Raw genomic sequence first — 25,637 nt, forward strand, 5'->3', positions numbered from 1 at the left:
GCAGCATGAACCGCGGCGCTTCAATCCCATCGCGTCACCCTTGTTGACGAACAAGGCTAGAGGCTTTGGCTACAAGCGCCCATTGCAAAAGTTAACGCGGACAAACCGTCGCACTAGCACTGCGCCTGACGCGCCTGACTCATACGCAACTCGACCAAAGCCGACATTCGAAGGGCGCGGCGTCTGCCCTCAAATAGCACAAAGCAAGCCTTTGGAACGAGCCCGCCACCTTCGATGTTCCGCTGACAGCAGGACAGAGAAAGGAGGCGCGTTATGTTGCCATGTGGCTACCTTCCGCCATGCCCGCAGTGCAAGGCTTGGCCGATGGCCCTATCCTTGGAGGCTGGACGGCAGACGTCGTACCGGCCGTTCTGACAGAAACGCAGCAAAGGATGTTCGAGGAGCTCAACCTAGAGCCCTTACCGGCTCACTTCAGATAGGGTCGCGCGATGCATCGTTGCCTCTCCGGCAGGCCACCGCTTTGATAGCCGGGGTTTCCCTCAATAGGAACCGTCATCGGCTGCGCTCAGGAACGTTCATGAGGGCGCGCGCTTGTGGAGCAATGACCAACTCCGTCATTCTCATTCCCGGCATGCTCAAGCCGCTACGGCTGGCGCGCGTCTATGGCTTTCTGGTCGAACGTCGGGATGGCGTATATCACCTGGGTGGCAGCCAACCTGCATGCTCGCTCGGATTGGCGCAGAAGATGGTTGAAGGCGGCTGGCTAGTGAAGCACGGGCAGCGCTATGAGCCGACTGAGCAGGGCCTGAAGGCGGCAGAATGATCTAAACAGCGCAACAAACCTGCGCATGTCTACCGGAACGATCAGGGAGCGGCGTGGAAGCTCAATGGATCCTGCCCACCGCGATAGCATACCAAGCGCGCTCCCTTCAGCTTCGCGTGCTCCCATCGAGGGCTAAGCGCCGTAAAGTTCAACAAGGGAGTCTAGAGGCCTCAACGAAAAGGCCTCAGCCGCTGTCTGGACGGCTGAGGCCAAGTCAGTTCCTTGCAGTTTTGTTACCGCAGGCAAGGCTTGTTCTAACGAGATGCAGTCTCGTCAGTTCCCAAGCGACCATAGCGCCTCCAAGGCACTCGCCAGCCGTCAGCGCGACCATGCTGTTGACCCAAACCTTGGACGGTCCAGCACTATGCGCCCGTCGCGCCGTTTGGAGGCGCGATGCCATCAAGACCCATGCCGCAGGCCGAAGGACTCAGGACGCCGGTTCAAAAAGAGGCGACGAACATATCGTCAGGCCGCCCGCACAGCGGCTGGCGAGTGTTTCACTAGTCTCAAAATAGAACGCTGCCGGACTCGAAATACATGTCCCGGCAGCGTTTTCATTCTCAAACTGAGCGCTGAAATCCCAGTTGGTTTCGACTGTGCAATGGCCATGCCACAGCTTTGTGACACCGCCGGTTCACTCTAGGCGAGGTAACTCATCGTCAACGGCTGATAAGTACAGTCAAGGCATCGCGGATTGGTGACGAGTACCGCGGTATGCATGGGCATTGAGAACCCGTCGGCTCGCACGCCGGCGGGTTTTTCTTTGACCCGGGGAATTTAGCGGTGGTCTGCCCACTGGTTCACGCGGGCGGCCTCTTTGGCAAAGGAAAGCCCCAGTCGGGTCGGCGGCTGGGGCTTCAACCAAGAGAGATCACCTGTTCTTCGCGGATGTATAGATCAAGCTGCTCGTAAGGACCCACGTTCCGGAGCCTCCAGCCAGGCTACAAAAAGAACGACCCCAGGCCTGGATCAGGGACCCAGGGCTGGGGCCGCCCCGGCTACAACAGATAGCCTGGCGCCTGAAGCGCATGCAGATCAAACACGGGGCAGGATGGGGGTTCCTATCAGAGCGCCGTGGCGGCTGCCTTGAAGTTAGGTCAGCGCTCAAACAAACCGATGGTAAGGAAGCCAAGCCGTGGCGATCGGACGAGGCGCGCTGGATCATCGAGGAGTACGCGGCCGATCCCCGCGACATCATCAGGAAGCTACGCCGCAAGATGAATTGAGGCCGCGCTCAGTTGGCGACGTCTTGTCGGTTCACGTTTGCGGGCCCTCAAGGCTTTCTAGGCTTTCCTCTGAGCAACGGCCGCATCGTCCCTGTCGATGCGAAGCTGGTTTCGAAGCCTTTCGGCAGCAGGGGCAGTTCGTCGGGGCTGGTCGCGTTACAGATTGGGCACGGCGCGCCAGCCCCGCCGCAGCCGCAGGCACGAGGGCCATCCCATGGCCGATCGGCGTGGTTCTCACAGACCCACAGGGTGTCGTCGCATCGCGTGCAAGGCATGAACATTCCCCGATCAGTGGTGTGTCGGTTCTTCCTCGATTTCTTGACCATGCAGATGTTCTATCACCTCGCCGAGCTTTCGCATGTCAAGCATCTCGCCGCAGATGGGACAGCGGATGAAATGATCGCTTTCGCCCTGGGGGCTGCCAGCCTGTTGGCTTGCCTTCCTCCGTCACAGCTCGCGCTCCATGGCCGGATGGCTGCGGTTCTTCACCTTGATCCAATGCTTCTGTCGGCCACCACGATACGGCCGATCGCGGTCCTTGGAGACCAGGCCCTCCAGCCCCATCGACATGCGGCTGAAAAAGGTCCGGACCGATCTTGCCTCGCTCGAAGGGAGCCACGCTGATCCCGTCAGGACGCCGCGCCAGTAGCTGCTCGAGATTCGTCTTCCGCATGTGAAGGGGCAGGGACCGGAGATCATCGCCGCCCCATCGCGAGGAATGCGGCGCGTCAGATCATTGAGGAATACGCAGCCGACCTCCGCAAGTAATGCGTGCTACGGTATTTGATAAAGATGCACGCCGTACCCTTCAAATTGGTCTTCGAATGAACCTTGCGAGATGGATATGTTCCGAGCCTCGCCGATCACGCGAGCACTGGACTGGTGAACCTCATTGACCGTGATCCGTGCTGTCGTCGGAGCGTTCTGCATCGCTACGGCAAAAATATACGTTGTATCTTTATACACCTTCACCACGGTTGCGATCGGGACCTGCGAGCTCACGGATATGGCCCCGGAAACGCTTGGACTCGTCAACGCTGGCGAGAGAGACTTGATCAATTGGTTCGTTCTCGTGACCTCATCCACGATATCGGGGTAACGGAAGATGGCGTCTTCCCGGAAAGTCGGCTTAAACTCATGCACAAAATAAAAAATTCCCGTCGCGCCGTGAATCAATGCCATCCAGACCTCCGCCCGAACTTCCGCCGCTGTCGGCCGACGAGTTGGATCTAGTGCCGTCGTCTCAAGCGCCATCCATATACTTTGACCTGGGGAAGCGCGCTTCGCCAGATTGCTGACACCGCGCGCAACATATTCCAGCTTACCTTTGACCTGTGGGGTCTTGGAGCCGACGGGATAAACGTCGTACGAGACGATATCGGCACCTTGCATCGCGACATCGTGGTAGCCTTGGTCGTCATTGCATAAACCGCGGCCGCGCCAGAATTCATTGGTCACACCCTGTCCAAAGTTGATCATCACCGGTCGCGTTCTCGAACAAAGAGCATTCCTCGGGCGGAGAAAAAGAGCATTCGTCAGGACGAGGAGGGGCGGCTCCGGCGGAGGTGGGCCGGGCGCGGCCGGCGGAAAGGGGTCGAAGGTCGCACATTCCGGCGGTGACGGGTCGCGGTCTGGACAGGGCGGCGGTAACAAGACCTCCTCGGACTTTAGCGGCGGCGGAGATGAGAAGGAAAAGAAGGGGCGCGACTGAAGGCCCTCACTCCCATCCGCAGAGACTTGGGGGAGTGACCTTGTTAGTTGAGGCGCGCTGGATATCTCGCGATCTTCCGCGACTCCTGCCACAGCTCAACGGTGTGGCTTTCTGTAAATAGCTGGGCTCGTTGCTTAGCGGCTTCCTCGTTCGCGCAAAACAGCCTGACGCGTTGCACAATATGCCCGTCAGGCCCGAACAAGTAGGCCGTATACTCTTCCATCGAAGCGCCTTCCCGTCGCTCGGCTTACGGCCAAGCCAAGGATGATCGTCGGTCGAGCAGCGCTCAGCGATACTTGTCGGGTTTTCCGTTCGGGCTGCCATCACCTCCGCCGTTGCCCCAGCCATTGTTGCCGCGAGGACCATGGTTCACCAAACCGCCGCCCGAATGGGCGATAGCCGTGCTGGTAAGGGACGTCGAAAGCAAGGCCGCCATAGCCGGCGGAGTGACGACAGCGAACTTACCGCAGGCCTTCAGAAACTCGCGTCGGTCGTCGTTTTCTTGTTCTGTCATTGCGCGCTGCCATGCTCCAGAGCTGATCACCAATCAATAGATTAGAACGTTGATATGCCGGTCAAATATGTCGAATGGCTTTGGGAACTGAGCGACCGAGAAGAGTTTCTACGTCAGTCTTGCGCTCATCCTTCGCAAGGCGCCTGTTGCTAAGACTTTGCTCCAGCTCGTCCCCCGGCGGGCTGGAGTATTTTGTGCCGGACGAAGTTGAACGGGCTGGCGGATTTTGGGATGTAGACAGCTCGCCGCGCGTTTCCTGTAACGTGGCTTGTCGGCCACACGTACGGCTAGACCGATAGGGCTTGTCGGGATTCGAACAGACGCGCCAGCGCCATTAATCCAGCCTGACAGCCATTGGAATGGTCTTGATCGGCGGATCGGCCCGGTGGTTTTCTCCAAGAGCCACTGGGTTCTTCCCAGTGGGCGAGGGCTGACGGCGCTGTCGGATAATGATCTTCACTTCAAAATTGCTGTCATGGCCCTGGGCGCCTTTTCGACGGTCTTGGTGATCAGGCTGATGTTTTCTTTTTGAGGAGTTCCCTCAGAGGCGGCGCTTGCATCCTCGGCCGGACCGGCGACGGCAGGCGACGGGCTGCGGGTCAATCGCGAGAACTTCAGAGCGAGGAGTCTGCAGCCGGACCTGAACCGGCGACCATCCGACTACCAAAACGACTGCTCTACCTCTGACAGAGCTCGACGCGCCGTCGACCGCGCGCACTGCTTTAGTGCAGCAAATCGCTGGCTGTCAGCCGCGAGCCAAAGCAAAGCCTTGGAGCTGAATCGATCACGGGACCGCGACTGAGCTGCACAACCCTCATTGAGGTTCTGCGAAAAGCGCATTCGCAATGCTCTTCCGAGGGCTGTATAAGTCGGTGGCTTCTTCCTCCTGTTTGAAGAGGCAATCATGAACACGTTGCATACGTGGCTTTCGCAACAGCACTCCTTCCTCATCGGCTATTTTGGGACAGGGCTCGTCATTGGCGCATACGTCCCTCAGATTTGGCGCCTCTGGAGTGAGCAATGCTCCGCCGGAATCAGCGCGCGCGCCTACGCGCTGTGGATGTTATCGTCGGCGCTCTTTCTCGGTCATTCGATCACCATAGGCGATGTGGTGTTCGCGATTACGCAGCTCGTGAACATGATCGCCCTCGCGATTATCGTGGTGCTTGCGCGGCGGTTCCGTAACCAGATTTGCACCACGCACGCGCGCCAGCTTCACTCATGAGAGATCCGATTCTGGAAACGTCGAACGCCGCGGCGGCACGTCCTACCGCACGTTTGCCATCTCCGGCTGACGGCAAATGGCCCACCTAGGAACGTTTGGGCTATTCCTCTATTTGATCAGCGAAAAGGGAGGACATCATGGTCCGCGACCTTTTGATCCTAGTCGCCGTTTCGCTCGTGTTAAGCGCATCTATCTGGCACATATTCGGAAACTCGAAAACACCATCCCGGTATCCGCGAGGTGCAGCATCACTCTCCTTGAATGCCGCTCCGGATTTGCAGCCGACGCCCGAGTTCAGTCCTTATTTGCGGACAGAACGCTGAGATTTGAGGGTCATCAAAAAGGCCCCAGCCCCAAATGGGGGATGAGCCGGGGCCTTGAGGCTTGCCCTTGGGCGACGCCCAAGGGCGTCGGGTAAAGTTGGCAAAAGCCACAATGTTCCTGGGTCGGCAGCGTTCCCCGCGGCCAACCATCAACTGTGCAGTGGAAAGGCCGCTCCACGCCGATCTTACGACCGAGCTGCGCCTCGATGAAGTCCTTGAGGGCGTCGGATATCTCGTGTCCCGCGCCGCCGACCCGGCGCTCCAGGTCGTGGGCCAACGTCCTCGCCGGCGTCCCTCGACCAACCTTCCACAGAATGACCTGCAGCGACATGCAAAACCTGATCGTATTGCCGGAAAATAGTTCGAGCCTCGCCGGTTCTTATGCTGCCGTTTTAGAGAAACGCGCGATAGAGGGGAGGCGCCCGTGTTAGCATTTGGGTGCCACGCCGATCGTGCGGAGCCGCGGGAGCCGTTCCAGACCGGCGCCTGCGGCCTTTCTCTTATTTGTGTGAATTTGGGCACACATCCGGGAATATTCGGCAATCAAGGAACAGCGAGTCGGAGATCTGCTTGTGTTGCTGGTGACGGCCTCAGTCCCACGAGGCAAGAGCCTGTCCGGAGGCCCCAGCATCATCACGCCCCCCGGCCCGATGCTGGGGCCGCCACGGGGGGCGTTCTGTGCGAGGCGAACATTGGAGACTTGGAGAGTAGTTTTCGCGTTGGTGCGACGGCTGTTGTCGCGGCCGGCTCCTTCTTTGCCGTCCGTTTTATCATTGGATTGCACCTCTGACTTCGATCTGAATTGATCGCTACTCCCGCGCGCTGGTCCGGTGGCCCATGATGGCAACTCGTCCATCACCACGGTCGAAGTCGGGGCGAACCTCAGCGCCGCGGTTGCCGCATCCGTCACACACGAAACGTGGCTCGATATCGGACAATCGAACATCATCCGACCACCGATCAGCGCTCAGCGCAACGTGATGCCCGCAATGGCAATAGACCGGGACGCCGCCCAGTCCCATCTCGCGCATCTCGCCAAAGGCTACTGCCGCTCGTGGGTGTGGACAGACTCAAATGCCCCGGTGCGTAGGATTGGGGCAAATTCGCTATGACGAGGCGCTCTGAAATCGCCTATTTTAATAGGATCTGCGGAGGCAGAATAACGTCCAGGCTAGGGTGGTAGCCCCCAGCCTGAATGCGGAGGTCCGGAAATCGCTCCCATACGCGCGCCGGCAACAGGAGACCCTGCCGAGCGACAAACAGACCGAGGGTAAGAAAGCAAGTCGGGGACGGGGCGTGCCGTCATCGACGAGTACGCCGCCGACCTCGGGGAGATCATCAGAAAGGTACGCCAAAAGATGAACTGAGACCCCTCATTTGGCGTTCTGCACGAACAGATTCTTTCCGTCGTCTTCAGCCGCACATAGGTCCCGCTCTCGTGCAGCTCCATCCAGCCGCGCTCGACCGAACCCCGGCGCCGAACTCCGGGCCGCTACCCTTCAAGGTATAGAGAAACGGCGCATTGATTTTCTCGATGTAAATGCGGCCGTCCTGAACCGGCTCGATACTTGCCGCGAGCTCGACGAGCTGGCGGGCCGCCGCCTCGGATCGGCTGTTGCGCGGCGAACTGGGGCATGATTCCAACGCTCCCGCTGGGGTGGACCTATTTATAGGGCGTGATCTGCCTCGTCTCTGTTAGCTTGATCATCCTGGCGGGCGGCGCGTAGCGGGTGGTGCGGCATGACCGGTACTTAAGGGACGCTTCCAATTTCCAGAGCGGCGTATCGCGAGGCCGGCGGATGGCGTCAAGCGGCAGACTGGCCCGCGTTTTACATCGGGTGCGCACTCGACCTCCAGCCAAGGAAGGCCGCCGTGGAGGCATTGGCCGATCGTCTGGGAGGGCTGGGCAGGGCCGCCGTAGCCTCCATGCGGACGGATCAAGCTTCGGCCTCCGCCCGATCGCCCTCGCGAATGGCTTCCTGGGCGCGCTCTCGGCCACCCTGTGCGTGGATTTGCACCCATGATCCGGCCCGCCCAGATGACCTCTCGCGACTTTGTGCCCATGCTCTAGCCGTCCGCATGGAGCGTCTGATGGCGACGCCGAGCTCTGACCGACGTGGAGGGCAAGCACGATGGCCGCAAGACCGGACGTTGACGATGAGCCCAGCCTTGGGATCGCTTGATCGGCAAATGGATCAGCGGCGAGCCTTCGCGGCGCCGTCGATCTGGTGCGCGACGGACGGCGAATGCGCCTGATCCGGCTTCTCGTCATGCGAGGGCTGGTCAGGCTGGCCTGTTGGGCGACAAGGGCAGTCTTTTGCTGGCCAAGCTCTACAGCGTTCTGAATGCCCGAAGTGTACCGCTGAGTGGCTGTCCCACTCGTCTCAAAATAGAACGCTGCCGGGCTCGAAATGCCTGTCCCGGCAGCGTTTCATTCTCAAACTGAGCGCTGAAATCCCAGTTGGCGCTACCCTAGCAATGGCTGTGCCACAAGTTCGTGACAGGAAATAGCAAAACGGCCTCAAGCACTTTCCGGGGCTGGCTCGGATGCTGAGGCCGTTCGGCGCGGCCTAATTAGGCGCGCATTGCATGCTTTTCTCAATCCTGGCCGGATTCGCAAGGAATACTTGGACTATCTGTACATTAATTAGCTCGAACGGACCAATTTTCATAACTCTCTTCCCATCGCGGGATGCAGCCGGTTCTTCACCTTGACCCAGTGCTTTTGCCGGCCGCCACGATACGGCCGATCGCGGTGCTTGGAGACTAGACCCTCCAGGCATGCGGCATGCGGCCAGAAACAGTTCCGGCCCCATCTCGCCCCGCTCGAAACGTGCCACACTGATCCCGTCCGGCCGGCGCGCCAACAACTGCTGCAGATTTGCTTTGCGCAGGTGGAGTGGCAGGGACCGCAAATCATAGCCGCCCATGGCGAGGATATCGAAGGCGTAGAGCTGGAGCTCGTGGTCATGCTTGCGGCTGTGCAGGGCATTGAAATCAGAGATGCCGTCGACCCCGAGGATGATCGCCTCGCCGTCGACAACGAAGCGTTTCTGCCGGTTCTTAAGCGCCGCTTCAGCGATCCAAGAATAGCGCTTCGTCCAGTCCGTACCGTTGCGAGAGAGGAGGCGCACGCGCTCATTCTCCCGGACGACCAGCATCCGGTAGCCGTCATGCTTTACTTCGTGGATCCAGTCAGGCCTGAAGGGACTTGCTTGGCGGCGGTGGCCAGGTCGAGAACTTTACGCGTTGGTAACAAGTGGCAATCGCGCGAATTAGATCTTTGCTCCGGTGTCACCCGCCCCCTGAACCGGAGCAGACCCCCCAACGGCCTCAGCCGCTGCCCGGCTGAGGCCGCCCTTTTGTGGTCACCACAGATGCCCGGTCCCCATCGGTGAAAGACGCGACTTTTCGTGGAACAAATTAACAAGTGTAAATTTATTTAATGCGATTTAATTTAAATATGCTCTTGGTCTCGAAGGGGAAGCAACATGTCTAAGATAGAAGAAAAAGACGATCGCCGAGAGTTCTTGAAGACGTGCGGTAGGTTTGCTGCCGTAACCCCGCCAGCGATGACCCTGCTGTTATCGACATCATTGACATCAACAGCCATCGCACATTCTGGCGGACGCCCCGCCGAAGGGAGTGGCGGCGGTGGCGGTGGCGGGCGTACTGGTTCGGTCTTCGACAATGATCGGGATGGCTCGACCAAGGAGCACTCGAACAAAGAACATTCGTCAGGCGGCGGAGGAGGAGGGGGCGGCTCCGGTGGAGGTGGCCCGGGCGCTGCCGGCGGAAAGGGATCGAAGGTCGCACATTCCGGCGATGGCGGCTCGCGATCTGGGCAGGGCGGCGGCAACAAGATCTCCTCGGGCGTTGGCAGCGGCGGAGATGAGAAGGAAAAGAAGGGGCACGACTAAAACCCGTCGCTCCATCCACAAGTGGGAGTGGCTGTCTTAGTAGGCGCGCTGGATATCTCGCGATCTTCCGCGCGTCGTGCCACAGCTCAACCGCATGGCTTGCCGCCAATTGCTGAGCTCGTTGCTTCGCGGCTTCCTCGCTCGCGCAGATCAGCCTTACGCGTTGCACAATGTCCCCGTCAGGCCCGAACAAGTAGCCCGTATACTCTTCCCTCCAAGCGCTTTCCGTCGCTCAGCTTACGGCTTAGCCAAGGATGATCGTCGACGCCTCTTCGATCAGCGCTCAGCGATCCTTGTCAGAGTTGCCGTTCGGGCTGCCATCACCTCCGCCGTAGCCCCAACCATTGTTCCCAAGAGGGCCATGGTTCAACCAAACCGCCCCCGAATGGGCGATAGCCGTGCTGGTACCCGCTCCCAATGGCAGCCGAGAGCTTCGACGCTGCCAAAACGGCCTTCAGAGAGGCTTGGAAACGCCTCTTTTCTGGCCTGAGCAAGGAGGAGATTGCGCTGGCACCACACGGAGGACGCCCGAAGAACCTTGGGGAGGTAAAGTCTTGGAGGAGCAGGGACAGCGAATTCTTAACGACCGCGCGAAAGCAGATCAGCTCATTTGCGAGGCGAAGGAGCACGAAAAGCTCGCGCGTCTGAAATGGGCCGAGGCTCTTGAAATTGAGCGCCTTCTGGAGTTAGCCACGCGCGTGACGCGAAGGACGGGCTGACAGGAACCGCCTTTCGCTTGCCCTGAAACGCAAAAAAAGCCCCACCGCCCTTGTCGGGCAGCGGGGCGTATATCTCAATCGCATGTGGCTGGTAGACGCGCAGACTCTTAACCCAATAAACCGACCCTTGCCGCCCCCACGGCTGCTCAATGCGGCGAACCATCTGTTGATCTATCGCAAGGTTCCCGCCTGCGCCGCGACGACAATGGCCACAGATCACCGGATGGCTTTCCGCCAGTTGTTGTGCTCGCTGCTTCAACATTGCAATTGATACTTTGCGTGGGCCTATGCCCAGAATTTGCTTTTAAAACAGTTGCTTGGCTCGCCCGAACGATTAAATCTCGGAGGATTTAATGATGGGCATTTACCTAAAGCCATTGCTTAAACGCGTCCTCCCCGCCCCCGCGTACCGGACCTGGTGGCGAACCAAAATCTGGGTCCGAGAGAAGAGGCTGCGTAATCTGAGCCGCACCGAAGTTTTCGATACGATCTATCGGGACAACATGTGGGGCGGCCCCGACAAGCTTTCCGGCTACGGTTCGAGCGGCCCGCACGCGGCGGCCTACATCGACTTCGTGAAGCGATTTGCGAAAGAGAAAGGCGTACGCACCGTCCTGGATGGCGGCTGCGGCGATTTCAGCATCGGAAGCCAGATCTGCGACTGCGTCGAGAGCTACATCGCCACCGACATCTCGGATGTCATCATCGGCGTAAACAAGGTGCGGCACAGCGCGTTCAAGAACGTCGAATTTCGACGCCTCGACCTCTGCGTCGATCCGCTTCCGCCCGCAGACCTGATTACGATCCGCGAGGTCTTCCAGCACTTGTCGAATGCCGACATTGCGCTCGCCTTGGCCAACATCGAGAAGTCCTCGGCGCGCTATGTCTTGATCACTGAGCACGTCCCAGCAGACCATCGGTTGATGGCGCCAAATCTAGACAAGCCGCGTGGGTCACAGATCCGAAACATGTTCGGGTCTGGCGTGTATATCAATCTGCCTCCGTTCAACCGTCCTGCGGAGGCCGTGTTCCGCGTTGAGCACCCGTCGACAGCTTGGACGTCGGCGAGCAATCTGGTCACATCGCTATGGAAGCGGCAACCCCAATGAGAGCAAGGCTGAGAGATGAACCCCGGGGCCAAGCGCAAGGCCCGCCCATCAGCGACCGAGTGCAGGGCCCGACCGTCGCCTTCACCCTGATAGCAGTCACCGCCTTCCTCTTTTGGCTCGTGTTCCACTATGGTTGAGCGCGCCCCGCCGACCTTCGCGAGATCCTGAGGAAGTAATGGCATGCTATGGTATTTGATAAAGATGTACGCCGTAGCCTTGAAATTGGTCTTCGAATGAACCTTGCGAGATGGATATGTTCCGAGCCTCGCCGATAACGCGAGCACTGGACTGGTGAACGTCATTGACCGTGATCCGTGCTGTCGTCGGAGCGTTCTGCATCGCTACGGCAAAAATATACGTTGTATCTTTATACACCTTCACCATGGTTGCGATCGGGACCTGCGAGCTCACGGATATAGCCCCGGAAACGCTTGGACTCCTCAACGCTGGCGAGAGAGACTTGATCAATTGGTTCGTTCTCGTGACCTCGTCCACGATGTCGGGGTAACGGAAGATGGCGTCTTCCCGGAAAGTCGGCTTAAACTCATGCACAAAATAAAAAATTCCCGTTGCGCCATGAATCAATGCCATCCAGACCTCCGCCCGAACTTCCGCCGCTGTCGGCCGACGAGTTGGATCTAGTGCCGTCGTCTCAAGCGCCATCCATATACTTTGACCTGGGGAGGCGCGCTTCACCAGATTGCTGACACCGCGCGCAACATATTCCAGCTTACCTTTGACCTGTGGGGTCTCGGAGCCAATGGGATAAATGTCGTACGAGACGATATCGGCACCTTGCATCGCGACATTGTAGTAGCCTTGGTCGCCATTGCATAAACCGCGGCCACGCCAGAATTCATTGGTCACACCCTGTCCAAAGTTGATCATCACCGGTCGCGTTCCGTCGCGGCTCTTCATCTCTCGGGTCCGGCGAGCAACTTTGTTTGCTGGGATACAGGTTACATGCCATCCTAATAATGGAAGGGGTTGTGCATTGTCTGGCTCGTCGCCCTGCATCCATGCCTTGATGACGTGTCGATTAGGGGAGTTCAGCCCGACGTCATTCTGCTCGGCAACAGCGAGCATGTCCTGTTGCGCCAACGCGGCGAGTTGTGCCTCGGTGGGGCCCCCGTACAATCCAACGAACGTATTGATCCCGATCGCCTTGTAACCGGCAGCACGAGCGGGCGATTGGCTCCAAACGCCAATCGGAAAGAACTCGGCGTCGGTAGGAAATCCATTTACCTGCAACTCGGCGGCCGATGCGGCATTGCCAGCCAAGAGCAAGACTGCGCCAACTAATCTATAACCAAACGGCATGGCAGTGTGTGGCACTAACGAAGTCACTCCACTTCATTGCATCGACTCCCAGGCCGGCCTCCAAACCCTAACACATTTCAACCTATACTTTGCGTTACAGCCAAGCGGCGCCCGCGCACCCATAGCATCAGCAACCTGCCGCAGCTAATCATCGAGATCGCCGCGGATCTGTAGCGTCTGTTGACTGAGCCAAGACGCCTTGAGCGCTAGGCGAGACGCAGGTGTCGCAGTCCGGACACAGGGCCGCGAGAAATCGAAGGCGAGAGCGGAACCGGGGCAACACGGCTGAATTGTGGTCGGCGGTGGCGGCACTTGCGGCCAAAGCCTGTCCGGAGGCCCCAGCATCATTATGCCCCCCGGCCCGATGCTGGGGTCCCCACGGGGGGCGATTCTGTACGAGGCGAACATTGGACGAGACTTGGAGAGTCGTTTTCGCGATTGGTTCGACGGCTATTGTCGCCGGAGGCGCGTTTTTAGCCATCCGGTTTATCATCGGATTGCACCTCTGACTTCGATCTGAGTTGATCGCTATTCCCGCGTGCTGGTCCGGTGGCCCATGATGGCAAGTCGTCCATCACCACGGTCGAAGTCGGGGCGAACCTCAGCGCCGCGGTGGCCGCATCCATCACAGACGAAACGTGGCTCGATGTCGGACAGTCGAACGTCGTCCCGCCAGCGATCGGCGCTCAGCGCGACGTGGTGGCCGCAATGGCAATACCCCATGACCGAAGCTGATCGCGTGCCATGGAGGACGATATTACATCCCTCGTCGACTACGGGCATATCACTGCTCGCGTGGCCGATACACTTGATGCAGACACGTCCGTCCTGTTCTCTAGGCTTGGCTATAAAATCGTCGAACTCGCCGATTCCATAAGCCATCGACGAGGAGAGCTTTTCCACGCCCTCCATCCCAACCGCGCCGAATTCGATGCGGAAGAGCGGGCAGAAGAGCTATCGCGATAGGCTTCCCCGGGGCGCAAAAAGGATAGGGCCCGGCCTAACCGCCGGGCTTTTTCATGTGAGCGGCGGCGGCTGGTTTTCGACTTCGCATCGAAGTCCACATCGGCGGGAAGCGTTACGACGAGCGCGGGCGGTCGAAGCCGGCGAGCTATCGGTGAGCGGTGCGGCGAGGAGTTGAGTTTTATTGCTTGACCGGCGCTACGGGGAGCCGGGACCGTATTTGATTGGTCTATTGAACCGTCTTGCCATATCGGAATCGAAACGAAGTCGACTGTTGCATTCTGAACAGGTTACATGAGCGGCATCAGATCTCTGCAGTATCAACTTCTTTCGATTTTCATAGCAGTTTGCACAAATGTAATGAGGTGGAATGGTGCCACCAGCATCCGGCTTACGCGCGTAAGCGAATGTGTCGTCATAAATCTTGGTAAGCTGATAATTCTCCTTCTCAGCTTCCCATTTTTCAAAGCCAGCCAATTGTTTTTCGAGCTCGCCTATGCGCTCCAGGAGCGCCGTTTGCGCCTCGCGCGCCGCTAGGATTTTCTCCTGAAGGTCAATCACCGCCGAATTGCGAATGGTGGCATCATTAATGTCTTTGAGCGCCTTCGTCATATCCAGCGCGGTTTTAAGTGCGCTTACGCCTGCCATGGCTTCGGAAATCATGAAGGGTCCTCGTTGGGGAGATTCATTTGGTATCTCTTGGCTTAAGCAATCGCGAGACGGCGGTATCGAGCTCTGCCTCGTCCTTCATAACCTCGCTGAGTTTTTCCGCCAGCTCGGCTAGTACGACACGGATGTCGTGCGCGATCTCGAGGCAGTCTTCATCTGAGCGAGCATGCAAGCCATCACTGAGCGCTGTGTGCAAAAGCGTGATTGGATTATGGCCCTTGATAAGAAGGCCCTGCGGGATTGCGTCTTTGACAAGGCTAACCGAGTTACTGAATTGAGTTTCGTTTTTGGCCCGCTCCAAGAGGTCCACGGTTTCTTTGGTTACCGAGAGAGTTACGGAGGCTTTGAGGATCTCATCGATGATCCGATTCTTTTGGTTCTCGACAACACGTCTATAATAGCTGAAGGCTCCGATGCCGAGACCCTGATTTTCGCATCGTCTTCCTCGCAGAAATACCTCTCGCTCATCACCGAGCAGCTTCAGAAGCCGAGTCGGCGTTGTGGGGCCGTATGGCGGAAATTCCCCAAGTTTCGTGACTTGACCGTGCTTCTCGGTGCCGATCGCGAACAACCGCACGGCGAACATCTTCCGCTGCCTTCGACAATTCGAACAGAGGAATTCTAGGAATCGATGGCTGATGCCGCCAGTAATAGTGACAGACCCATCGCTCACTGCCCTGTGAATCCTTGGCCCGTTGCATATGTCGTCTGTGCAGTGGATGAGAATGCCGGGCAGATCGAACGTGTACACAGGTCCACTAGATGGATTTGAGCGATGGCCGATGAGATAGAGATCGGCAATCGTCGTGCGGGTGTTAGGCGGGACACTTTCGAAAAATTCAGCGAGTGTGATGTTGGGTGCCTCGGTGGCAAGTTGTGGTTTTTCGGTCGTCATTGCTCTCCTCCGCGGTGATCCAACCGCAACCAGCGGTCGAGAGCAACCCCAGGCGCGCCGAAGCGCCCCCAAAGGGGCGGATCTTAACCAAATCAGTTGAACTGGTGAGCGGAGCTTGGAAACTCCTGCCTACAGGCTTGCCGGCCTGAGTAGGCACTACAGCGTTGGCGGGCGATCTGCATGCACTCAGTAAGCGTCTGGTCATTGCGGGCGCGGATCTCGGTGCCATGGCGGCCAAGCAACTCCGGGCGTTGGAAAAGGACATGTGATCTGCTGCGAGCCCGCCGATTCACGCTGGCGGGCGTCTCCTTTGTTGCAGCAGCCACCGTTTGCGGGCGGTTGGTCGGTCCCGATGGAGAGGGCCCTAGCGCTCTTTAACCCTGGCGCGTCCAGAGGCGTCGGCGCACGCCTGCGGTCGCCTTAGGTGCCGCGGATCACGTCTGGACGATTGGGGGCTTGATTGATGCGGTGCTCCCGCTGGAGCCGAACCGCCCCGTGCGCATTAAACGGCAAGGTAATTCAGGGGTAAGCATAAGCTAGATGATTTACAACAGGTGTTGCAAATCAGCCACGTTTAACTACTTATTAGGCGTGTTATGGCAGCCAAGTGAGACAAGTACGTTCGAGTCGGAAAAGGAGGACGCCATGAGCCATGTTTGTGACGTCGCCAAGTACATCCTGAAAAAACAGGGTACCGTTTCGGCGTGGAAGCTCCAGAAGCTCGTCTATTACTCTCAGGCTTGGTCCTTGGTTTGGGACGGGCGTCCGATGTTCAACGAACGTATTGAGGCTTGGGCGAACGGGCCAGTGTGCCCCGATTTGTACGCGCAGCATCGCGGGCAATTCATGGTCTCGGACATCAAGTACGGCGACCCTGATAAGCTCGACAAGGACGCCAAAGAAACTATTGATGGCGTACTGAGCTACTATGGCGACAAGTCACCTCAGTGGCTGAGCGATCTCACGCACGCAGAGTCTCCTTGGAAGGATGCTCGTGGCGATCTCCCGTCCGGGGCATCGTGTCAGCGCGAAATCACGCAAGAGGCTATGGCGGCGTATTATGAATCCCTTCCGCCCGCGGCGTAATAGCGCATGGGAAAAAAGCAGCCCCGCAAGGCTTTCAATATTGCGGGGCCCAATAAGGTCCCCCGCGATGGTCAGCTAGCAGCAATCATTGCTGCTAAAAAGTTTTGTTGGCGCTTCGATCAAATCGATTGGGACGGTCCATTTGGCTGGTCAAAGATATTGACCAGTGATCTGGCGCGCGCTGTAATCCCCAAGCTGCACGACTACGAAAGCATGACTTGGGCGGAAATAGATGGACCCTCTGGGTCACATTCCGTCGATCTCGATCAGTTGTGTAAAGAGGCGCGCGACAGGCTATCTAGTTTGAAGATGACGCACGTTGAAGTTCTGTTTTCTGTCCGGATGACCGGCCCAACGCGCGTATGGGGCGTCAAGGACGTTGCCATTTTGCGCGTTCTTTGGTGGGATCCAGACCATCAAGTTTGTCCGAGCCTGAAGAAAAATACCTAGTGTCCCAATTCCCCTCTGCGGGTATCCACGAGAAAGGCCTGAGCCGGGCGGCGGCTGGGGCCTCGTCGGGGAATATTGCAGTGCCTAGTTGTCGAGGCTAGGCGCTGCGTCAAGCACTCGCCCGGCTTCGGGTTCCACCTAGATTGTCCTAAATTGCGTCTGCGCGGTGCCCCAACTTAGGGGTGGGCTCGAAGCTCCGCTGACGAGGCTCGATGTCCAGCGCCCGTCGCGTCTTTCGGGCACATCTCAGGGGCACTTCATCCGCTTGAGATCGGAGCAGCCACGAGCGATGACGCCGCCGGGCTCCCCGTGCGACTGCCCATAGACAGGGCGAACGGCCCAGCAGCACGCCGAGCCACCGGTTGCTACCATTTTGCTACCCAACGCGAAGGATTAGGGCGGGAATGCTTGGGACCGCAATCGAGGAAACGCTGGATAAATCAAGCCTTCCCGGGATTGAACATGACAGGAGCGGACGCCGGTTGCCGAACTCCAAAACCGGGGGTCGCAGGTTCGAGCCCTGCCACTCCTGCCAGTAAAATCAATCACTTACATCAGATGCTGATGGAATAGGGACGAGCACCCCCGTTTTGCGAATCGCAATCGGCGCGGCCGAGCCAGCTCCTGCGTTCGCGGGGGGCCCGCCTAGCGCGCCGGGGAGCGTTCGGCGTTGGCGGGGACCTGGCTGAGATCGACGTTGCGGATGGGAACGCCGCGGAGCAGCGAGAGGATGGTCCCCCCGAGCTCGAAATAGGTGCGCAGCCGCAGGGCACGGGACGACCCCTTGAGCTCCGCGTTCAGGCTGACCGGCACCTGGACGTGGGTGAGGCCGAGCTGAAGCAGCGAGATCAACGCACAGATCTGATAGCCGTAGCCGTCGGCCTTGACCGCGATCTGGCGCAGCCATTTCACGGGGTAGACGATCATGCTGTGGTAGTCGGAAAGCCAGAAGCCGAACAGGCAGTTCAGGATGAACCGCAGCGTATGCGATTGGAGCGAGCGGTTGACCGAGCGGTCCGACTGGTTGTCGCGATAGGTGATGACGATATCGGCGGCACCTGCCGCCTTGAACATCCTGGCGATGCCTTCATTTTGAAAGGCGTGGTCGCCTGGAATGAGGGTGATGGCATCGAACTTCGCGCGCGACAGGGCATATTCGAAGCCGGCACCGACACCCCGCCGTTCGGGGTTGTGATGCACGACGATGCGCGGTTCGCCGGCCGCGAACTCGTCCATGATCGCGCCGGTGGCGTCCGTGCTGCCGTCGTCGATCAGGAAGATCTCGAAATCGTCGAGCAATTCGCGGGCGAGCGGGAGCACGCCGTCGATGGTATCGGCGATCTTGTCCTGCTCGTTCAGTGCAGGGATGACGATGGTAAGCTTTTTTGCTGCCCTGGAAGGTGTCATCGCACGCCCGCCGCTACTGTCACACTTGCTGTTGGAACCCCGGTCACAACTCTAGGTGATCCGAGCGGAGAGAACAATAAGAGGCTCGCTAGTAGTCCCCATAATCGACACGAAGCCGGCGAGTGTGTAATTCGCGCAACTAATCGGAAAAATCGTAGAGGCTAGTATCGCCAATGCCAAAGACGTGGCGCAGCCGCCCGATGCGGCTCGCCATGTTCCGGCCTGCCGCGGTCGCCGCATAGAGCGTGCCGACCTGTTCGACCAGGCCGCCGTCAACCAGAGTCTTGGTTCGTCCCTGGAACAGATTTGGAACCTGCTGCTCGATGATCTCCGAAAGTGGGGCTTTTCGTTCCGGCCGGCCCATAAGGCCGAGCAGGATGTCCAGCGACACCGATTTGTAGACTGCGCCAAAGGCGAAAACATAGGCCATGACGCAAAATCCGAAAATCGACGCGGCGTCCCAGTAGTGGAACTGCGGAACGACGAGAATGCCGAGCACCACCCCGAAACCATGCGCGACGACCGCGGCGATCGCGAGCAGCATTACGGATGAAAGCGACCACGCGAAAGCGCGGGCCATGAGTTGCAGGGCAGGCGACAGCACGGCGAAGGCGACGACGGCGATCAATCCGACAAGGTAAGACATGGTGCTGCTCACCCAAGGCCCGTCGACAGACGAACCAGCTTGACGAGATGCGCAACCGCCACCCCCTTGGGTGTCGGCGCCAACCTGCCGTCTGCCGTCACCACCAACCCCGAGCCAATCAGGAGTTTCAGACGATTGTGCGTGAACGTGCCGAGATCGCCGCCCTGCATGTAGGCCGCAGCCCATTGCTCTAAGGTGAGAGGGCGTCCGGCCTTGACCAGTGCCGTGAGCAACGTCAGCGTGAAGCCCCAAGCCAGCAGGCTGAACAGGATGTAGCAAAACATCATCGCTGTCGCCAACAAGAAGAGACCGCCGAGCACGTCGTCGAGACGGCGTTGACCGGGGAGCGCGATGCAGGCGATCGCAAAAAGAACGACGACGCTGATGCAGCCCAGCCGAAAGCGGCGGCCGGACCCGCCAGTGGCCGCGATGCGCGCATAGCCCAGCAATAGCAATGGCAACGCGATGCTGAGACAAATCGCAGCGGCTTGCGCCGGGCCCGGTAGCATGTTCATTACAGAAATTCGTCCCGGACGCCTCTCAGGCCAGCCAGAGTAAAAAGTCTATAGGAGGTCGTTTTTTTCCGGTCAAGGGAGAGGCTGTCATCCCGCTCTTGCGGCGGTTACGTGGGCGTGCGAATTCTTCGGCGATGCCGGTCCTCTCCCGTCTGAGCTTATCCCCGTCGCTGCGCGCGATAGCCGTTCTCCTCGTGACGTTGCTGGTTGCGCATGCGCCCATGCCCCTCAACGACGGCCTCTTCATGGACGACTGGCTGGTGCTCAAGCCACGTCCGGACTATTTCATCGACATTGATTTCCTGCTGAACGGCGCCGGCCATCCGATTTTCTACAGTTACGACGCGTTCGCGAACTGGACGGGCGCGCCGGTTGCCGTGATGGTGTCGCTCGCGTTTGCCGGAATTCTCTTCGGCGCGACGTGTCTGGTGCTGACGGCGACGCGGCTCGGCTTGCTCGATCGCGCCGAAGCGCTCGGCCTTGCGGTGATCGTCTGGACCTATCCCGGCTATCAGCTTTGGGCGGGCAAGGCCAACGCGGTGTATGTCTTCAGCTTTGGGCTTTCGTTCGTGGCTGCATGGCTGCTGACGCTCGCCTTCGGCGCGGTCTGCGTCGCGCGCTGCTTTCGCCTGGCCTGTGCGCTCGTGTTCCTTCTGAGCTTCGCGCTCAACTCGACGATCGTGCTCTAAGCTTTCGTGATGCTCGGTCTGTTCGTCGCGGTGTGGCGCGGCGCGGGCGCCGCCCATGGGTTCGTGCGCCGCGCGTGGCTTGCAGCCTGGCGCTGCGTTTTGAGCTATCCGGAATTGGTGGTGCTTCCGCTGGTCTACTGGGGCACGCTCAGTATCTGGTTCAAGCGGATCGGCGTGTACGCGCAGCACTACAACGCCCATTTCCCGACGCTCGGCGAATTGGTGAAGGGATGGGGGGCGTTCGTCGTCACCGGCTACAGCGACGTCCTGGCCCACGCGGTCCGGGCGGCGATACAGGCGCCGGCGCCCTTCATCGCGGCCGCGATCCTCGTCGGCATTGTCGTGCTGCTGCTCCGTCCCGGTGCGGAGCCGACTGCGTCAAGAAGCGCGAGGGCCTTGCCGCTCCTGCTCGCCGCGGTTCTGTTCCTCGCATTGTCGTCGCCCTATCTGATCTCAGGCCTGCTGCCTTCCTCTACTCATTTTTACGAGAGCCGTCATTTGCTGATGTTCGGCCTGCCGTCGGCATTGACGCTTCTCGCGTTCAAGCGTCAGGCCGAACGTTGGGTCAGCGCCGGCGTTGCCTTTGCGGCCGTGTTCGGTTTGGGGACGATCCTGTCGATCGGCATGCTGTGGACCGACTACGTCTTCTTGCAGGCAAGAATGCTGAAGCAAGAGGCTCTCACGCGCGACCTCGCCGGCCGGGTCCAGCCCCCTGCGACGGTCTATGCGCTTGATGACGGCTTCTACAATCCCCCGTCACGGTTTGTGCCATTCGGCCTCGCCGAGGTCACCGGCATGCTGCGCCTTGCCTGGGGCAATCAGCCCTTCTTCGGTTTTAGTCTGATTGCCGAGCGACCCTCCATCCTCCAGGAAATGGAGGAAGCGCGGACGGCTACGGGAAGTGCTTTCCATCATTTCGATCCGTCGGGCTCGCAGGCGACGATCTCGCTCCAGCCGGGCCCTGGAGCCGCGCCGAACCAGACCTTGGTGCGCAAGTACTACGCGTGCCGGTTTCTCGCGCGCTGTGACGTTGCAGAGTTTCTGGCTCAACTTGCACACGTCACGATCAAGGTAGGGCCGATCGCTGGCGTCACGCCGCTCGACGGCGCAAGGAAGGACGCCGCGCCTAGCCGCTAGCTCGCCGCTTCCAGGCTGCCTCTGCAAGCACGATGTCGATCACCGAGTCCGCGCCGGAGGCCAGGGGTAACCGGCGTTCGACCATATCAGAGACAAAGGCGTCGGCCTGGCGTCGAAATGCCCAGCTGCTTTCACGCACCAGCCGCGTCGGTTGTCCATCGTGCTCGAGGATGACCTCTGCCTCCTCTTCGGCAAAGGGGGCGGGCAATTCGATGGTCAGAGCACCGCGCTCGAAATTGATCGTCAGCCCTTCGCGCCAAGCCCCTTCGGATCCGTTCACCAGGTCCAGCGTGCACGAGACGCCGTCGAAGTCGAGGATCAGGCGTGCGGCTCCGGAGGTCTCGACGCTGCTCTCGGTGAGGTTTGGCGCAGATCCGAGCACGTAACGCGCCAGATTGATGATATGGCTGAAGACGTTCAGAAAATTGTCGTAGCCGGGTCGCATCGCGCTCGGCATCCAGTCGGGACCATCCTGCCAGAGCACCAGTCCGTCCGGCCGGGCCTCGCCGGTCATGACGAAAGTGTCGCGCGATCCGCCGGTGCTGCCGCCGAAGCACCAGCCGCGCGCGCCGACGATCCGGCCGAGCGACTGGTCTGCACGAATGCGCGATAGCTCCACCAGCGCGCGTGCCACGCCGGCGTCGTGACGCTTCATGTAACCGATACTGTAAATGATGCCCTGTTGCTGCGCAGCTTCGACCAGCGTCTTGGCCTGAACCGCAGTGTAGGCCATCGGCTTCTCCGACAGCACGTGCCGGCCGCTGTTCAATGCATCGAGGACGATCGGCCCGGTGGCGCGACGCTTCGTCACGACGACGACGGCGGAGACCTCGCTGTCCGCCAGCAGTTCCCGATGCGTGCCGTAGACCCGCGAGATGCCGAATTTCTGCGCCGCGGCGGCTGCCAGATCGGGCCGTAGATCGGCAATCGCGACGACGCGGCAGGCGGGATTGGCAGCGAAATTGGCGAGGTGGCACATCTGGCCGACCATGCCCGTCCCGATGATGCCAATGCCTGGCCTCACTGGCTACGATCCCTCGAAGCGCTTCCGGATGGCGAGGAAATGCGCCGGCTGACCCCAGGTGTTGATGAATGCCGGGTCGGATTGGGTGAGGGCGGTGACGGCGGATGCATCCCGCCGCCCGATTGCGCCGAAGATGCGATGGAAACTGTCGAGGGTCGCAATGATGGCGTCGATATCGGCAGCATCGTCGGCCAGAATGTCCGTCGTCCGGATCGTTTCGCGCAATAGCGCGAGACTGGAGATCACCCGCGGCAGGCAGTCGCCGAAGGGATCGTCGATCATGCTATTGACATCGAGTACCAGCGCTTCGATCGATGCCGAGATCGCGTCGACGGCTTCGCTGCTGCCGACCAGATAGAGCTTCCGTCCGCCGAGGAAGCTCAGACGGCTGCGGCCGAGATGGCGCGCCGCCCGCCGCAGCTTCTCGTCACCGGACAGGACCTTCTTGTGCCAGTAGACATCCAGGCTGTCGCGGTAGGCCGGCCACGCCGAATGGATGTCGAACCCCTGCTCATGCGCCGCCGTGCACAAGGCGCCGGCGTCGAGGAAGTACCGGTGCCGGACGAAGGGATTTTCGAGCACGTCCATCAGCCAGGAATCGAAGCTGCGGGTGTGCGGAATGCTGTTCCATTTCGCTTCGAACAGCATCTTCGCCATCTCCAGCGCGGGGCGGCCCGTCAACGCCTTGCCGGCCGCATGGATCGCCTTGAGCGCGAGCTCGAAGAAGCCGCCGTAACGTTCATAGTAGGAAACGACGGCATATCCGTCCGGATTGAGCAACCGGTGAAAGATGCCGAGCCATTTTTCGCTCGGCTGCACCGTGTAGATGAATCCTTCGGCATCGATGATGTCGAAACGACGATCGCTGCGAAATCCTTCGACATCGGACAACGCGAGTTCGCGTAGACGCGCAGTCAGGCCAAAATGCGCGAAGTAGGCCTGAATTTTTTCGTGCGCGTGCCGGTTCGGCTCGGCGAGCGTCATGTTCGCGCCCCAGCCGGCAAACACCAGGGCATTCTCGCCGGAATCAGGACCGAACTCGAGCACCTCGGCATCGCGGAACAGCGGCGGCGGGAGCACCAGCTTGTCCGCAAAAAGCTCGCGCCGCTGGCCGGCATAGGCTCCGAGTTCGGCGGACGACTTGAAATTCCCGAACGTCGGCAGGACGTCCTGACGTTCGTAATAGTTGAAGAGCTTGTCCTCAGCCATGCCGCGACTCTGCGGCCGCCTCGAGGCGATCGAGCTCGCTCCAGATGTCGGAGGGCGCGAAGATCGAAACGATGTGCAGCGGCCGCTTCACGCTTTCGCGCAGCCGGCTGCTGACCTTGGCTTCGTTCTCCTGGTTCACGGCCAGAAGACAGATCAGCGGATCCGAGTTGCCGGCGAGGTCCTCGGGCGAGCGGATCGGAATGCCGGTGCCGGGCAGGAACAGCCCCTGGCGCTCCTTCTGGTCGTCGACCGAGAGGTCGACGAGATCCGCCAGCTCGTGAGCATTGGTGAAGGTGCAGGCGCGGCAGCCGGCGCCGTAGATGGCGATCTCGGCGCCGCCCGCCCGGGCCTTGGCGAGGATCGGGCGGAGGCGCGCGCCGTACTCCCTCGCGCGCTGACCGAATTTCTCGCCGATGCCGGATGGTGCGGGCGGCGGCGTCACGTCGCGCGCGGCACGGCGGGCTGCGATGGCAAGGCTGCCGCCGCTGAAATTGTACTTCTTCACGGACACCGCCTCGAAGCCATGGCGCGCCAGCAGCGTGAGCAGGGTCGGTTCGGTGAAATAGCTGACGTGCTCCTCCCAGAGAACGGAGAGGTCTCCGGCCGTCGAGCCGGGAGCGAAATCAGGCACGTCGATGAACAGCAGCCCGTTGTCGCGCAGCGCGATCTTCACGCAGTCGAAGAAATTCTCGAAGTCGACGATGTGCTCCAGCACCTGGCGCGAGACGACGAGGTCGAACTTGCCGGCCGCGGCGACCGCGTCGTGACACAGCGCCGGGCTGATCATATCGGAATAGACCTTGATGCCGCGTTCGCCGGCGATCTTGCCCGACACGGGGTTGGGCTCCACGCCAACCAAGACCTTCGCGCCGCGTTCGCGCAGCTTGTCCATGAACAGGCCGTCGTTGCATCCAATCTCGAACACCGACTGATGCTGCGAGAATTTCGCGATGGTGTCGAGTTCGTCCGCCTGATGCGGTTCCGGCTTCCAGCTGCTGAAATTGTAATTGAACTGCCGATACAGGATGTCTGGGTCGATCGGCTTGACGATCTGCGGCAGGCCGCACTCGCCGCATGCCAGCACCTCGAACGGATACCGTTCCTCCTGCTCGTTTCGGCTATGCCGAAGCCGATGTGCAATCGGCATCTGCCCGAGGTCGATGACCGGTCGCAGGTTGGTCGAATGGCAAAGGCGGCAATGGTCGGTCACGGGTTAATCTCGCGTGGGGGCTGGTCCGGCGGGCGATTTTCAGTGAACCCGGGGGCTACCGGCAACGAAACGGTCCCGGATACATCCAATCCAGGGTGCGCGAGCAGTCCTCCGGCCGATGCGTTCTCAATCAAAGCAGGTAGCAGTCGTCGGGAGGTCTTGCAAGACGTGCCGCCGTCCGTCGGTCGGGACGCGGCCACGGCTGCTTATGTCCGGGCTCAGGGGCCGTAGGTGCGACCGCGGTCAGGCCGCCTCTCATAGAGTGTCAATTACCCTTCGTCTCCACGGCCACGAAATCTCGCTTGATTCTTTCCATGGCCTCGTGGACACGGGCATACTCAGGTCGGCGGTCGACGATGCTGTCGTAAAAGCAGCCTCTTCGCGCCGCACGAGGAGCGGCATAAAAGAGGCTTCTGGCGCCCGATGGGCCTGCGCTAGATAGGCCCAATCCCTGAAGGCGATGACCAGGACTCGTTCGTCTGGTTTGGTGTTGTCCTGGATGAACCTAGTTTCAGTCTCTGTGATTTGGTCAAAGTCCTCCCGCCACACGGCGGGAGGCGTAGACACGAACGGCCATTTCAGAAGGCTGGGATAAGTTGCGTATGATCGCAGACCATAGAGGTGCGGATTGTTCCTGTCCTGCACGAATAGCAGCGCAGGGACGGTCGCAACTGCCACTGCGCCACCGGAGGCCTTTTGGAACGTCGGTTGCCATCCCGGCTGAAAACTGGCGAACGATCTGGAGCGGCAGATTGTACATTGTGCTCCAGCTAAGGTCCCATTTGATGGGCGTGCTTCCCCATCCCGTGCCGTACAGGACTAGTGGACGGAAGCATTCGATCAGGAACGTCAGGGAGAGAACTCTTGGATCCACAGTCCCCAATTA

The 25,637-nt window shown here is 59.8% G+C and carries 25 protein-coding genes and 2 pseudogenes; 10 read left to right on the forward strand and 17 right to left on the reverse strand.

The window, feature by feature from the left end:
• Positions 1 to 562 precede the first annotated feature (562 nt).
• Together NLM27_RS08835 and NLM27_RS08840 are read left to right on the forward strand one after the other, a co-directional pair.
• A complete protein-coding gene (locus NLM27_RS08835) occupies positions 563 to 784 on the forward strand; it encodes a hypothetical protein (RefSeq protein WP_254142973.1) in 222 nt (73 codons plus the stop codon).
• A 1,028-nt stretch (positions 785 to 1,812) separates the two neighbouring features.
• Positions 1,813 to 2,010 carry a hypothetical protein gene (locus tag NLM27_RS08840; protein ID WP_254142974.1) on the forward strand — a complete coding sequence of 66 codons (198 nt, stop codon included), beginning with the start codon at positions 1,813 to 1,815 and terminating at the stop codon, positions 2,008 to 2,010.
• Positions 2,011 to 2,457: 447 nt separating this feature from the next.
• On the opposite strand, the gene NLM27_RS43770 is transcribed toward NLM27_RS08840, so the two are convergent.
• The 4 genes from NLM27_RS43770 to NLM27_RS08860 form a co-directional block, all read right to left on the reverse strand.
• Entirely contained in the window at positions 2,458 to 2,580 is a 123-nt protein-coding gene (locus NLM27_RS43770; protein ID WP_309144740.1) for a hypothetical protein, read from the reverse strand.
• Positions 2,581 to 2,784: 204 nt separating this feature from the next.
• Positions 2,785 to 3,489, reverse strand: coding sequence for a hypothetical protein (locus NLM27_RS08850; RefSeq protein WP_254142975.1), 705 nt, complete (start codon positions 3,487 to 3,489; stop codon positions 2,785 to 2,787).
• 518 nt (positions 3,490 to 4,007) lie between these two features.
• Positions 4,008 to 4,235: a hypothetical protein gene (locus tag NLM27_RS08855; RefSeq protein WP_254142976.1), complete on the reverse strand. Its 228-nt coding sequence runs from the start codon at positions 4,233 to 4,235 to the stop codon at positions 4,008 to 4,010.
• A gap of 456 nt (positions 4,236 to 4,691) precedes the next feature.
• Complete coding sequence (locus NLM27_RS08860; RefSeq protein WP_254142977.1) at positions 4,692 to 4,838, reverse strand: hypothetical protein; 147 nt, start codon at positions 4,836 to 4,838, stop codon at positions 4,692 to 4,694.
• A gap of 301 nt (positions 4,839 to 5,139) precedes the next feature.
• Here NLM27_RS08860 and NLM27_RS08865 point away from each other — a divergent pair, with 301 nt between their 5' ends.
• On the forward strand, positions 5,140 to 5,460 hold the full coding sequence (locus tag NLM27_RS08865) for a PQ-loop repeat-containing protein (protein ID WP_254142978.1): 321 nt from the start codon (positions 5,140 to 5,142) through the stop codon (positions 5,458 to 5,460).
• A 1,731-nt stretch (positions 5,461 to 7,191) separates the two neighbouring features.
• Here the strand turns inward: NLM27_RS08865 and NLM27_RS43965 are convergent.
• From NLM27_RS43965 to NLM27_RS08880, 3 genes and pseudogenes are all read right to left on the reverse strand, one after another.
• Positions 7,192 to 7,427 (reverse strand): annotated as a pseudogene (locus NLM27_RS43965) (hypothetical protein); the annotation flags it as partial.
• Between the two features lie 19 nt (positions 7,428 to 7,446).
• Positions 7,447 to 7,847, reverse strand: a pseudogene (locus NLM27_RS43970) (hypothetical protein).
• A 506-nt stretch (positions 7,848 to 8,353) separates the two neighbouring features.
• Positions 8,354 to 8,944 carry a DNA ligase gene (locus NLM27_RS08880; RefSeq protein WP_254142979.1) on the reverse strand — a complete coding sequence of 197 codons (591 nt, stop codon included), beginning with the start codon at positions 8,942 to 8,944 and terminating at the stop codon, positions 8,354 to 8,356.
• A gap of 330 nt (positions 8,945 to 9,274) precedes the next feature.
• Here NLM27_RS08880 and NLM27_RS08885 point away from each other — a divergent pair, with 330 nt between their 5' ends.
• From NLM27_RS08885 to NLM27_RS08895, 3 genes are all read left to right on the forward strand, one after another.
• On the forward strand, positions 9,275 to 9,703 hold the full coding sequence (locus NLM27_RS08885; RefSeq protein ID WP_254149060.1) for a hypothetical protein: 429 nt from the start codon (positions 9,275 to 9,277) through the stop codon (positions 9,701 to 9,703).
• 554 nt (positions 9,704 to 10,257) lie between these two features.
• Positions 10,258 to 10,422, forward strand: coding sequence for a hypothetical protein (locus tag NLM27_RS08890; RefSeq protein ID WP_254142980.1), 165 nt, complete (start codon positions 10,258 to 10,260; stop codon positions 10,420 to 10,422).
• Between the two features lie 353 nt (positions 10,423 to 10,775).
• On the forward strand, positions 10,776 to 11,531 hold the full coding sequence (locus NLM27_RS08895) for a class I SAM-dependent methyltransferase (protein WP_254142981.1): 756 nt from the start codon (positions 10,776 to 10,778) through the stop codon (positions 11,529 to 11,531).
• 183 nt (positions 11,532 to 11,714) lie between these two features.
• Here NLM27_RS08895 and NLM27_RS08900 read toward each other — a convergent pair whose 3' ends face one another.
• The 4 genes from NLM27_RS08900 to NLM27_RS08915 form a co-directional block, all read right to left on the reverse strand.
• Positions 11,715 to 12,851, reverse strand: coding sequence for a hypothetical protein (locus tag NLM27_RS08900; protein WP_254142982.1), 1,137 nt, complete (start codon positions 12,849 to 12,851; stop codon positions 11,715 to 11,717).
• 528 nt (positions 12,852 to 13,379) lie between these two features.
• Complete coding sequence (locus tag NLM27_RS08905) at positions 13,380 to 13,754, reverse strand: hypothetical protein (protein WP_254142983.1); 375 nt, start codon at positions 13,752 to 13,754, stop codon at positions 13,380 to 13,382.
• Between the two features lie 258 nt (positions 13,755 to 14,012).
• Positions 14,013 to 14,477: a hypothetical protein gene (locus NLM27_RS08910; RefSeq protein ID WP_254142984.1), complete on the reverse strand. Its 465-nt coding sequence runs from the start codon at positions 14,475 to 14,477 to the stop codon at positions 14,013 to 14,015.
• Between the two features lie 22 nt (positions 14,478 to 14,499).
• On the reverse strand, positions 14,500 to 15,378 hold the full coding sequence (locus tag NLM27_RS08915) for a hypothetical protein (RefSeq protein WP_254142985.1): 879 nt from the start codon (positions 15,376 to 15,378) through the stop codon (positions 14,500 to 14,502).
• A gap of 645 nt (positions 15,379 to 16,023) precedes the next feature.
• Here NLM27_RS08915 and NLM27_RS08920 point away from each other — a divergent pair.
• Both NLM27_RS08920 and NLM27_RS08925 read left to right on the forward strand, forming a co-directional pair.
• On the forward strand, positions 16,024 to 16,464 hold the full coding sequence (locus NLM27_RS08920; RefSeq protein ID WP_254142986.1) for a Panacea domain-containing protein: 441 nt from the start codon (positions 16,024 to 16,026) through the stop codon (positions 16,462 to 16,464).
• Between the two features lie 6 nt (positions 16,465 to 16,470).
• Complete coding sequence (locus NLM27_RS08925; RefSeq protein WP_254142987.1) at positions 16,471 to 16,914, forward strand: hypothetical protein; 444 nt, start codon at positions 16,471 to 16,473, stop codon at positions 16,912 to 16,914.
• 645 nt (positions 16,915 to 17,559) lie between these two features.
• On the opposite strand, the gene NLM27_RS08930 is transcribed toward NLM27_RS08925, so the two are convergent.
• The 3 genes from NLM27_RS08930 to NLM27_RS08940 all read right to left on the reverse strand — a co-directional run bounded on the left by NLM27_RS08930 (position 17,560) and on the right by NLM27_RS08940 (position 19,476).
• Complete coding sequence (locus NLM27_RS08930) at positions 17,560 to 18,321, reverse strand: glycosyltransferase family 2 protein (RefSeq protein ID WP_254142988.1); 762 nt, start codon at positions 18,319 to 18,321, stop codon at positions 17,560 to 17,562.
• Positions 18,322 to 18,460: 139 nt separating this feature from the next.
• Positions 18,461 to 18,949, reverse strand: a complete 489-nt coding sequence (locus tag NLM27_RS08935; protein ID WP_254142989.1) for a hypothetical protein — start codon at positions 18,947 to 18,949, stop codon at positions 18,461 to 18,463.
• A 26-nt stretch (positions 18,950 to 18,975) separates the two neighbouring features.
• Positions 18,976 to 19,476, reverse strand: coding sequence for a hypothetical protein (locus NLM27_RS08940; protein WP_254142990.1), 501 nt, complete (start codon positions 19,474 to 19,476; stop codon positions 18,976 to 18,978).
• Between the two features lie 227 nt (positions 19,477 to 19,703).
• Here NLM27_RS08940 and NLM27_RS08945 point away from each other — a divergent pair, with 227 nt between their 5' ends.
• Together NLM27_RS08945 and NLM27_RS08950 are read left to right on the forward strand one after the other, a co-directional pair.
• Entirely contained in the window at positions 19,704 to 20,171 is a 468-nt protein-coding gene (locus tag NLM27_RS08945; RefSeq protein ID WP_254142991.1) for a hypothetical protein, read from the forward strand.
• 9 nt (positions 20,172 to 20,180) lie between these two features.
• On the forward strand, positions 20,181 to 21,308 hold the full coding sequence (locus NLM27_RS08950; RefSeq protein WP_254142992.1) for a hypothetical protein: 1,128 nt from the start codon (positions 20,181 to 20,183) through the stop codon (positions 21,306 to 21,308).
• Here the strand turns inward: NLM27_RS08950 and NLM27_RS08955 are convergent.
• From NLM27_RS08955 to NLM27_RS08965, 3 genes are read right to left on the reverse strand one after another with little or no spacing between them, the layout of a single operon-like run.
• Positions 21,298 to 22,332, reverse strand: coding sequence for a Gfo/Idh/MocA family oxidoreductase (locus NLM27_RS08955; protein WP_254142993.1), 1,035 nt, complete (start codon positions 22,330 to 22,332; stop codon positions 21,298 to 21,300). The two genes, NLM27_RS08950 and NLM27_RS08955, sit on opposite strands and share 11 nt — an antisense overlap.
• A 3-nt stretch (positions 22,333 to 22,335) precedes the next feature.
• On the reverse strand, positions 22,336 to 23,541 hold the full coding sequence (locus tag NLM27_RS08960) for a class I SAM-dependent methyltransferase (RefSeq protein ID WP_254142994.1): 1,206 nt from the start codon (positions 23,539 to 23,541) through the stop codon (positions 22,336 to 22,338).
• A complete protein-coding gene (locus NLM27_RS08965) occupies positions 23,534 to 24,751 on the reverse strand; it encodes a methyltransferase domain-containing protein (RefSeq protein WP_254142995.1) in 1,218 nt (405 codons plus the stop codon). The genes NLM27_RS08960 and NLM27_RS08965 overlap by 8 nt, the downstream gene beginning before the upstream one ends.
• Positions 24,752 to 25,637: the final 886 nt, after the last annotated feature.

The sequence above is a fragment of the Bradyrhizobium sp. CCGB12 genome (assembly GCF_024199845.1).
Taxonomy (GTDB): Bacteria; Pseudomonadota; Alphaproteobacteria; order Rhizobiales; family Xanthobacteraceae; genus Bradyrhizobium.

Coding starts and splice junctions, on each gene's coding strand:
- NLM27_RS08835 (WP_254142973.1), top strand. CDS start 563: ATGACCAACTCCGTCATTCTCATTCCCGGCATGCTCAAGCCGCTACGG.
- NLM27_RS08840 (WP_254142974.1), top strand. CDS start 1,813: ATGCAGATCAAACACGGGGCAGGATGGGGGTTCCTATCAGAGCGCCGT.
- NLM27_RS43770 (WP_309144740.1), bottom strand. CDS start 2,580: ATGTCGATGGGGCTGGAGGGCCTGGTCTCCAAGGACCGCGATCGGCCG.
- NLM27_RS08850 (WP_254142975.1), bottom strand. CDS start 3,489: ATGATCAACTTTGGACAGGGTGTGACCAATGAATTCTGGCGCGGCCGC.
- NLM27_RS08855 (WP_254142976.1), bottom strand. CDS start 4,235: ATGACAGAACAAGAAAACGACGACCGACGCGAGTTTCTGAAGGCCTGC.
- NLM27_RS08865 (WP_254142978.1), top strand. CDS start 5,140: ATGAACACGTTGCATACGTGGCTTTCGCAACAGCACTCCTTCCTCATC.
- NLM27_RS08880 (WP_254142979.1), bottom strand. CDS start 8,944: ATGCTGGTCGTCCGGGAGAATGAGCGCGTGCGCCTCCTCTCTCGCAAC.
- NLM27_RS08885 (WP_254149060.1), top strand. CDS start 9,275: ATGTCTAAGATAGAAGAAAAAGACGATCGCCGAGAGTTCTTGAAGACG.
- NLM27_RS08895 (WP_254142981.1), top strand. CDS start 10,776: ATGATGGGCATTTACCTAAAGCCATTGCTTAAACGCGTCCTCCCCGCC.
- NLM27_RS08900 (WP_254142982.1), bottom strand. CDS start 12,851: ATGCCGTTTGGTTATAGATTAGTTGGCGCAGTCTTGCTCTTGGCTGGC.
- NLM27_RS08910 (WP_254142984.1), bottom strand. CDS start 14,477: ATGATTTCCGAAGCCATGGCAGGCGTAAGCGCACTTAAAACCGCGCTG.
- NLM27_RS08915 (WP_254142985.1), bottom strand. CDS start 15,378: ATGACGACCGAAAAACCACAACTTGCCACCGAGGCACCCAACATCACA.
- NLM27_RS08920 (WP_254142986.1), top strand. CDS start 16,024: ATGAGCCATGTTTGTGACGTCGCCAAGTACATCCTGAAAAAACAGGGT.
- NLM27_RS08925 (WP_254142987.1), top strand. CDS start 16,471: ATGGGAAAAAAGCAGCCCCGCAAGGCTTTCAATATTGCGGGGCCCAAT.
- NLM27_RS08930 (WP_254142988.1), bottom strand. CDS start 18,321: ATGACACCTTCCAGGGCAGCAAAAAAGCTTACCATCGTCATCCCTGCA.
- NLM27_RS08940 (WP_254142990.1), bottom strand. CDS start 19,476: ATGCTACCGGGCCCGGCGCAAGCCGCTGCGATTTGTCTCAGCATCGCG.
- NLM27_RS08945 (WP_254142991.1), top strand. CDS start 19,704: ATGCCCCTCAACGACGGCCTCTTCATGGACGACTGGCTGGTGCTCAAG.
- NLM27_RS08950 (WP_254142992.1), top strand. CDS start 20,181: ATGCTCGGTCTGTTCGTCGCGGTGTGGCGCGGCGCGGGCGCCGCCCAT.
- NLM27_RS08960 (WP_254142994.1), bottom strand. CDS start 23,541: ATGGCTGAGGACAAGCTCTTCAACTATTACGAACGTCAGGACGTCCTG.